Source organism: Shewanella sp., assembly GCF_047975355.1.
In the GTDB taxonomy this organism is placed as follows: Bacteria; Pseudomonadota; Gammaproteobacteria; order Enterobacterales; family Shewanellaceae; genus Shewanella.
In genome coordinates this window covers 43,384-51,737 of sequence record NZ_JBKEDJ010000069.1, presented here as the reverse complement: position 1 = coordinate 51,737, position 8,354 = coordinate 43,384, and the positions used below count along the sequence as shown (strand labels likewise).

Here is an 8,354-nt window from a genome sequence, read left to right as displayed (position 1 = left end):
GGTTCTAAAGTTTGTTGGTGTGATAACAGAGGTAACATGAGCGGCTTCAGTCAATTATTGTTATGCGGCCCATTATAAACAAAAAAAAGCCGCTAAAAAGCGGCTTTTTTAACACCTTTATAAAATTACAACCGAGATCAACCGTGCGCTTCGGCTAAATATAACCAAGTATCAATCACTGTATCAGGGTTTAACGATACGGTATCGATACCTTGTTCAACTAACCAGGCGGCGAAATCAGCGTGATCTGAAGGTCCTTGACCACAGATACCGATGTAAGCGCCCTTAGCCTTAGCCGCTTTAATGGCCATAGACAGTAGGATCTTAACGGCTTCGTTACGCTCATCGAACAGGTGGCTGATGATGCCTGAGTCACGGTCAAGACCGAGTGATAGCTGAGTTAAGTCGTTTGAGCCGATAGAGAAACCAACGAAGTGCTCAATGAATTGGTCCGCTAACAGAGAGTTTGACGGTACTTCACACATCATGAAGACGCGTAGACCATCTTTACCACGCTCGAAGCCCTGCTCTTTCAGCAATTCAATCACTTGCTCGGCTTCTTTCACGGTACGGACAAATGGGATCATCACTTCAACGTTTTTCAGACCCATTTCGTTACGCACGCGCTTAATCGCTTCACATTCTAACGCGAAACAATCGCGGAATGATTCGGAAATATAACGGCTTGCACCACGGAAGCCCAACATTGGGTTTTCTTCCTCTGGCTCGTAACGGTCACCACCTACTAAGTTCGCGTATTCGTTAGACTTGAAGTCTGACATACGCACGATCACTTTCTTCGGATAGAAAGCAGAACCGATTGATGCGATACCTTCGACTAAGCGGGCAATGTAGAACTCAACTGGAGAGTCGTAACCTGCGATCATCTCGTTGATTTCTTCCTGCAGCGCAGCGTCTTGTTGGTTGAATTCAAGCAGCGCTTTCGGGTGAATACCGATCATGCGGTTGATGATGAATTCTAAACGCGCTAGACCCACACCTTCGTTTGGTAAACGAGCGAAGTCAAAGGCGCGATCTGGGTTACCCACGTTCATCATGATTTTCATCGGTAATGCAGGCAGAGCGTCAACGCGGTTAGACACCACTTCGAACTCTTGCTTACCTTCGTAGATGTAACCTGTGTCACCTTCGGCGCAAGAAACAGTCACTAACTGACCATTCTTGATACGGTCAGTCACGTCACCACAACCTACAACAGCTGGTACGCCTAATTCACGGGCAATAATTGCCGCGTGACAGGTACGACCGCCACGGTTAGTCACGATGGCGCTCGCGCGCTTCATGATAGGTTCCCAATCTGGGTCAGTCATGTCGGTCACTAACACATCGCCTGGTTGGATTTGATCCATATCCGCGATAGAAGTTAATACCTTAGCCACACCTGAACCGACTTTATGACCGATAGCGCGACCTTCAGAGATCACCGCGCCACGGCTCTTTAAGTGGTAACGTTCAATTAATTGTACGTCTTCACGGCTACGAACCGTTTCTGGACGCGCTTGAACGATATAGAGTTTGCCATCGTTACCGTCTTTTGCCCACTCGATGTCCATTGGACGACCGTAGTGTTTTTCGATAACCATAGCTTGTTTAGCCAATTCCATCACTTCGGCGTCGTTGATTGAGAATTGACGACGTTTTTCAGTTGTAACGTCTTCAATTTTCACTTGTTTGCCGTGAGAAGCATCATCGGAATACACCATCTGGATGAGCTTGCTACCGATATTACGGCGAACAACGGCTTTATGGCCTTGAGAGAGGATAGGTTTGTGAACATAGAATTCGTCAGGGTTTACCGCACCTTGAACAACCATTTCACCCAGACCGAAAGATGAAGTGATAAACACCACATCGTTGTTGCCTGATTCAGTATCCATGGTGAACATAACACCTGATGCCGCTTTGTCTGAACGAACCATGCGTTGTACGCCGGCTGACAGGGCAACACCGTGGTGCTCATAACCTTGGTGAACACGGTATGAAATTGCACGGTCGTTAAAGAGTGACGCGAACACGTGCTTAATTGCTACGAGTACTGAGTCAAATCCTTTCACGTTTAAGAAGGTTTCTTGCTGACCAGCAAAAGAGGCATCTGGCATGTCTTCTGCGGTAGCGGAAGAACGCACCGCGAATGATGCATCGCTCGTTTCAGCGGCAAGTTTGTCGTAAGCTTCACGAATCGCTTGCTCTAGAGCTGGTTGGAACGGGGTATCGATAACCCATTGTCTGATCTGTGCACCTACTTGTGCCAGTGCATTGACATCATCTACATCCAATGTTGCTAGGATGTCATAAATCTTCTGGTTTACTCCACTTTGTTCAAGGAACTCATTGAACGCATAAGAAGTAGTCGCAAATCCGCCAGGTACTTGAACACCGGCATTAGCTAGATTGCTGATCATCTCGCCAAGAGAAGCATTTTTACCGCCAACCAAGTTGACGTCACCCATGCCTAATTCCTGATACCAGAGTACGTATTGCTGCACAGTTCTATCTCCGCAAGTTTATTTCAGTGGCCCCTTCACACGAGGGCAGCGGCATTTTACACTCCCGCTGAAGCAGCGTAAATCTATAATTTTATTTGTAATTTTATTACTACAAGAGGTCAGTATGGCACCAAAGGTATTTTACATCTCCGACGGGACAGCGATCACAGCTGAGGTTTTTGGGCATGCAGTACTCTCACAATTTCCATTAGAATTTGAGTCACTTACAATTCCGTTTGTTGAAACATTGGCAAAAGCTGAAAACGTTAAACGACAAATTAATGATTGTTTTATTACAACAGGTGAACGGCCGTTAGTGTTCCATTCCATCGTCAAACCTGAAATTCGGGACATTATTTATTCGAGTGAAGGTCTCGATTACGATTTTTTAAATACCTTCGTTGCACCACTTGAACAACATTTAGGCGTGAGTGCCTCTCCGGTGTTACATCGCACCCACGGAAAAGCCAATCACGGCTACGAAGCCCGTATCGATGCCATCAATTTTGCGATGGATAATGATGATGGCCAAACCATGAAACATATGGATCAAGCGGATTTGATCCTGCTTGGTGTATCTCGCTGTGGTAAAACCCCGTCTAGCCTCTATTTATCGATGCAGTTTGGTATTAAAGCGGCCAACTATCCGTTCACCGAAGACGATATGGATAACCTTAAACTGCCCGAAGCCTTAAAGCGTAATAAGAAGAAATTGTTTGGTTTAACCATCGATCCAGTGCGCTTACATGAAATCCGCCAAAGCCGGATGGAAAACAGCCGCTACTCTTCCTTAAAACAGTGTCGCTTAGAGGTCAAAGAAGTCGAGATGATGTTCAAACGTGAACGTATTCCTTATATTGACACCACTAATCACTCGGTTGAAGAAATCGCCACTAAGATTTTAGATGTGACAGGTTTAGAGCGTCATATGTTCTAATCTTGATGATTTCGAACGAGGCAATCGAGCCCCTCGATTTAGGCTAAATAGGTCTAACTTAAATCAAATTCATTGCACAGTTGCCGACAATTAACACAATTGGCACTGTGCAATGCTGTTCGATTCGTTATAATCCGAGGCAATCTGGCGAAAAGCGCCGCACGCAAGCTCGGTATTTTGAATGACCATTAAAACAGACGAATTACGCACTTCCCTATTAGCTAAAGTCATCTCACCTGCACAACTGGCATCTGAGTACCCCTTAACCCAAGATGCAGCCGATTACCTCGTTCAGCAACGTCGTGAAGTGGAAGCCATTATTATGGGCGAAGACCAGCGCCTATTGGTGATCATTGGCCCCTGCTCTATCCATGATACTCAGGCCGCCCTCGACTACGCTCGCCGTTTAGCCGTATTGCATCAAGAGTTAAAGGACGATCTCTGCATTTTAATGCGCGTGTATTTTGAAAAGCCACGCACTATCGTCGGTTGGAAGGGGTTAATCTCCGATCCTGATTTAGATGGCAGCTTCGAGCCGAATAAAGGATTACGTATTGCCCGCGAGTTATTGCAGCAAATTACTGAACTGAAGTTACCGATTGCCACCGAATTTTTAGACATGGTGAACGGTCAATATATTGCCGACTTAATCACCTGGGGCGCTATCGGTGCCCGCACTACTGAAAGCCAAGTCCACCGCGAAATGGCCTCGGCGCTCTCTTGCCCCGTTGGCTTTAAAAACGGTACCGATGGCAATATTAATATCGCCGTCGATGCGGTGCGCGCAGCAAAAGTGCCGCATATCTTCTATTCACCGGATAAAGATGGCGCCATGTCAGTATACCGCACCCATGGTAATCCTTACGGACATATCATTTTACGTGGTGGAAAAAAGCCGAATTACTTTGAGCAAGATATTGAAGAAGCTAGATTAAAACTTGAGTCTGTCGATGTAACACCGCGTATGGTGGTTGATTTTAGCCATGGCAATAGCGAAAAAAATCACCTAAAACAATTAGTCGTTGCCGACAATATCATGGCGCAAATGCGCGCGGGCAGCACGGCAATTGCCGGGGTGATGGCCGAAAGTTTCTTACAGGAAGGCAATCAAAAAGTGGTTGAGGGTCAACCTTTGTATTACGGCCAAAGCATCACAGATGCTTGCCTGCATTGGGATGACTCGGAGAAATTACTGCGCGATTTGGCTAAAGCCTCTCGCGATAGACGTGAGTTTCTCGGCAAATAAGTCGATGACCCACAGCAAAAGGCTTCCACTGGAAGCCTTTTTACTTTTATTGCTGTCTTAACACCTAACGATATAGGCGTTTTCTACCATTCAAATTGAAAACTCACTATAATTGCGCCTCTTTAAAAATGCATAACCTCAGGTTGCCGTATGCCAAACTCGCTCGACTCTAGCCGCCCTGCCTTTTCTGATGCCATCGAACAGCGGATCAATCAATCCGAAGCGCGGGTGATCAAGGCCGTATTCCCGTCTATCACCAATCATCACAACACCTTATTCGGTGGCGAAGCGTTAGCATGGATGGATGAAACCGCCTTTATTGCGGCGACTCGCTTTTGCCGTAAAACCTTAGTAACTGTCAGCTCCGACAGAATCGACTTTAAAAAACCTATTCCAGCCGGCACTTTAGCTGAACTTATCGCCCGAGTGATCCATGTAGGGAATACCTCGTTAAAGGTCGAAGTAAACATTTTCGTCGAAGACATGTATCAAGATCACCGCGAGCATGCGATCCGCGGCGTATTCACCTTTGTTGCGGTTGACGAACAACGCCACCCAACTCAGGTGTGGACCGCTGAATAAGATTTAAGCAGCCCAATAACGCACTCTAGCCCTTAAACACGCTGGTTTTGGGGCTTATTTTTTTGCGAATTTCTCGTCCACGTTTGATAGACAAAAGTATAACAACCAGAAACATATAAAAATTTTGTCAATCTTACTGCATAAAGCAATAGGATCCTCGATTACTTTTCTGTTACATTGGGTTTAATCTTCACGTGCCACGAACATAACCAACAAAGCCATGAAGCTAGAAAACTTAAATATAATTATTGCCGATGACCATCCATTGTTTCGAAATGCACTACGTCAAGCCCTCAGTAGCGCCTTTGAACACACCCAGTGGTATGAAGCTGACAGTGCCGATGCTTTGCAATCCGTATTAGATTCACAAGCTGTGAGTTACGATTTGGTTTTGCTGGATCTGCAGATGCCTGGCTCACACGGCTATTCGACGCTTATCCATCTGCGCTCCCACTACCCTGAACTGCCAGTGGTAGTGATTTCAGCCCATGAGGATATCAATACTATTAGCCGTGCGATTCACTACGGTGGCAGTGGATTCATTCCTAAATCGGCATCGATGGAAACCTTAAAAGAAGCGCTGACCGCAGTATTATTTGGAGATATTTGGCTACCCGCAGGGGCTGAAATCATTCCGATTGAGGATGATGATACGGATAAAATGGCCAGCAAACTCTCGGACCTCACGCCGCAACAATATAAAGTGTTGCAAATGTTCGCAGAGGGTTTACTCAATAAGCAAATCGCCTATGACTTAGGAGTGTCTGAGGCCACCATCAAAGCCCACGCCACCGCTATTTTTAGAAAACTGGGCGTACGAAATCGTACTCAAGCCGTTATTGCCTTAGGCCAGCTTGAAATGGATAAAGTCGATTTAAGTTAATTCTAGTATCCACAATCCATTACTCATAAAAAATGCCGCATCTATTGCGGCATTTTTATTGTGTTTAATACGAGTTTTATCAACGCATCGGCAGATTTTTATCGGCAAACATTTCATCAATTAGTTGCTGATCGCGAAGCGCCACCGCCTTTTCAACCACATCACGGGTTAAATGCGGCGCAAAGTGTTGAATAAAATCATACATATAACTACGTAAGAAACTGCCCTTTCTAAAACCAATCTTAGTCGTACTGTGAGCAAATAAATGGCCAGCATCGATGGCGACTAGGTCTTTATCGATATTAGGATCAATTGCCATTGAAGCTATCACCCCAACCCCTAATCCTAAACGCACATAGGTTTTTAGCACATCGGCGCTAGTCGCACTAAAGACCACCCGTGGCTCGAGGTTCGCTCGGTTAAAGGCTTTTTCAATTTCCGATGCGCGATCGAACCCAAACACATAAGTGACTAATGGAAAACGGGCTAGATCTTCAATACTGATATGGGTACGAGTCGCTAATGGGTGGTCTTTGGGGACCACAACCGAGCGATTCCAATGGTAACAAGGCAACATGATTAAATCTGAGTATAAATGCATCGCTTCGGTGGCAATCGCAAAGTCAGCATCCCCGCGAGCCGCTTGCTCGCTAATCTGCGATGGCGTGCCTTGGTGCATATGCAAATTGACTTTAGGATAGCGGTCGATGAATTGACGAATAATATGAGGTAACGCGTAACGTGCTTGTGTATCCGTCGTCGCAATATTCAGCTCACCTTGGTCGGGTTTAGTGTATTCTTCGGACACTTTTTTAATGCTTTCGACTTTGCCTAAGATGTCGTTGGCAATATTAATCACCTGCTGACCCGCAGGAGTCACATGGGTCAGATGCTTACCACTACGCCCAAAAATCTGAATACCCAACTCATCTTCCAACATGCGAACTTGCTTACTGATCCCAGGTTGTGAGGTATATAAATTTTCCGCTGTGGCAGATACGTTAAGGTTATGCTTGACGACCTCAGCAATATACCTGAGCTGTTGCAGTTTCATCTTATTTCCTTGTCTCAAACAGGCTGAAAGTGATTGGCGAAAATGGCACAACTCAGTATCAGATATAATCAATCGTTATAGTATATAGTAAAAATTAAAGCAAATAGGAATATAGAGCACAAGTCTTAAGTTTCATACGACAGAAATGATAACCTAGGCTAAGATAACTATGCTAGTTTATTGATTTATTGTAGCATTACCCTAATTAGATAAATAATGGAACAGCTATGACATTCACCTTGGTTCTGATCCTCATCGGTGCACTTTTACTGCTTGTTATCGGAATTAACGTTATACAACAACAAAAAGAACGTGCTGAGGCTGAACGTCGCATTGAATTTGCTCGTCAACGTGCAATTATTGATGAAACTGAAACCGTATTGTCCAATACAGGGATGATACCTTGTAGTACTCACATCGTTTTAGTGCTCTACCGCCGTGTGCAAGAAGCGTTAGAAATCGCCACGACATTAAGTACGAGTCAGCAACAATCGGATTTTCAACGTCGCCTTACCGATCTCAAATCGCAAATCGAATCTTTGCAATCTAATACGCCACAGATGCCCCCCATCGAGAATTTTAGATTGCCGGATAATGACAAACAGATCTTAGTTCTAGTACAAACACTTAAAAAGCTGAAGGCCATTTTGCGTGCCGAGCACAATAAAGGCCGAGTCGACCCAAATGTTTTTGCCCAGGAAGAGAATCGTATCGACAGTTTACAACTACGGATTAATGTCGATTCAATGCTGTCTCGTGCCCGTGCCGCGAGCTTTATGAAGCAATATGGCTCATCTAAGCAAATGGTTACGAAAGCTTTAGCAACCCTACATGCCATTAAAGCGCAAACGCCCAATGACCCCTTTATTGCCCGTAAGGTCGATGAAGCCAAAATGCTGTTAGATGAGATTATGGGCGCACAAAAACTCTCGGCACCGAGTGCACCGAAACCCAAAAACGAAGAAGATGATATCGATATGCTGTTTCAACCGAAGAAGAAATGGTGATATTGCGGTGGTATTTTGACTAAGTTAATCAATAAAAAGCCAAGTCTGTGACTTGGCTTTTTTATGCTTAGAGTGATCAGTCCTAAATAGCGTTGATACTTATCAATCTTAATTGCTGTTTAAGCTTATAGCTAACAA

General features: G+C 45.0%; 7 protein-coding genes. 5 read left to right on the top strand and 2 right to left on the bottom strand.

What is annotated here, in order from left to right; genetic code table 11:
• Positions 1 to 137: 137 nt before the first annotated feature.
• Entirely contained in the window at positions 138 to 2,507 is a 2,370-nt protein-coding gene (gene ppsA / locus ACK5NH_RS17145; protein ID WP_416922022.1) for a phosphoenolpyruvate synthase, read from the bottom strand.
• Positions 2,508 to 2,631: 124 nt separating this feature from the next.
• Here ppsA and ACK5NH_RS17140 point away from each other — a divergent pair, with 124 nt between their 5' ends.
• The 4 genes from ACK5NH_RS17140 to ACK5NH_RS17125 all read left to right on the top strand — a co-directional run bounded on the left by ACK5NH_RS17140 (position 2,632) and on the right by ACK5NH_RS17125 (position 6,155).
• Positions 2,632 to 3,444, top strand: a complete 813-nt coding sequence (locus ACK5NH_RS17140) for a pyruvate, water dikinase regulatory protein (RefSeq protein WP_011622371.1) — start codon at positions 2,632 to 2,634, stop codon at positions 3,442 to 3,444.
• Between the two features lie 181 nt (positions 3,445 to 3,625).
• A complete protein-coding gene (locus ACK5NH_RS17135) occupies positions 3,626 to 4,690 on the top strand; it encodes a 3-deoxy-7-phosphoheptulonate synthase (protein ID WP_416922019.1) in 1,065 nt (354 codons plus the stop codon).
• 150 nt (positions 4,691 to 4,840) lie between these two features.
• Positions 4,841 to 5,272 (top strand): acyl-CoA thioesterase, encoded by a 432-nt coding sequence (locus ACK5NH_RS17130; protein WP_011622369.1) that lies wholly within the window; start codon positions 4,841 to 4,843, stop codon positions 5,270 to 5,272.
• Positions 5,273 to 5,492: 220 nt separating this feature from the next.
• The gene (locus ACK5NH_RS17125; RefSeq protein ID WP_416922017.1) at positions 5,493 to 6,155 is read left to right on the top strand and encodes a response regulator transcription factor; all 663 of its coding nucleotides are present in this window, start codon (positions 5,493 to 5,495) and stop codon (positions 6,153 to 6,155) included.
• A 79-nt stretch (positions 6,156 to 6,234) separates the two neighbouring features.
• On the opposite strand, the gene cysB is transcribed toward ACK5NH_RS17125, so the two are convergent.
• Positions 6,235 to 7,209, bottom strand: a complete 975-nt coding sequence (gene cysB / locus ACK5NH_RS17120) for an HTH-type transcriptional regulator CysB (RefSeq protein ID WP_011622367.1) — start codon at positions 7,207 to 7,209, stop codon at positions 6,235 to 6,237.
• A 227-nt stretch (positions 7,210 to 7,436) separates the two neighbouring features.
• Between cysB and zomB the strand changes: the two genes are divergently transcribed.
• Positions 7,437 to 8,216, top strand: coding sequence for a flagellar motor control protein ZomB (gene zomB / locus ACK5NH_RS17115; RefSeq protein ID WP_416922015.1), 780 nt, complete (start codon positions 7,437 to 7,439; stop codon positions 8,214 to 8,216).
• Positions 8,217 to 8,354: the final 138 nt, after the last annotated feature.

What these genes read in the sequence shown, in the direction of transcription:
- ACK5NH_RS17140 (WP_011622371.1), top strand. Translation starts at nt 2,632, where the DNA reads ATGGCACCAAAGGTATTTTACATCTCCGACGGGACAGCGATCACAGCT.
- ACK5NH_RS17135 (WP_416922019.1), top strand. Translation starts at nt 3,626, where the DNA reads ATGACCATTAAAACAGACGAATTACGCACTTCCCTATTAGCTAAAGTC.
- ACK5NH_RS17130 (WP_011622369.1), top strand. Translation starts at nt 4,841, where the DNA reads ATGCCAAACTCGCTCGACTCTAGCCGCCCTGCCTTTTCTGATGCCATC.
- ACK5NH_RS17125 (WP_416922017.1), top strand. Translation starts at nt 5,493, where the DNA reads ATGAAGCTAGAAAACTTAAATATAATTATTGCCGATGACCATCCATTG.
- cysB (WP_011622367.1), bottom strand. Translation starts at nt 7,209, where the DNA reads ATGAAACTGCAACAGCTCAGGTATATTGCTGAGGTCGTCAAGCATAAC.
- zomB (WP_416922015.1), top strand. Translation starts at nt 7,437, where the DNA reads ATGACATTCACCTTGGTTCTGATCCTCATCGGTGCACTTTTACTGCTT.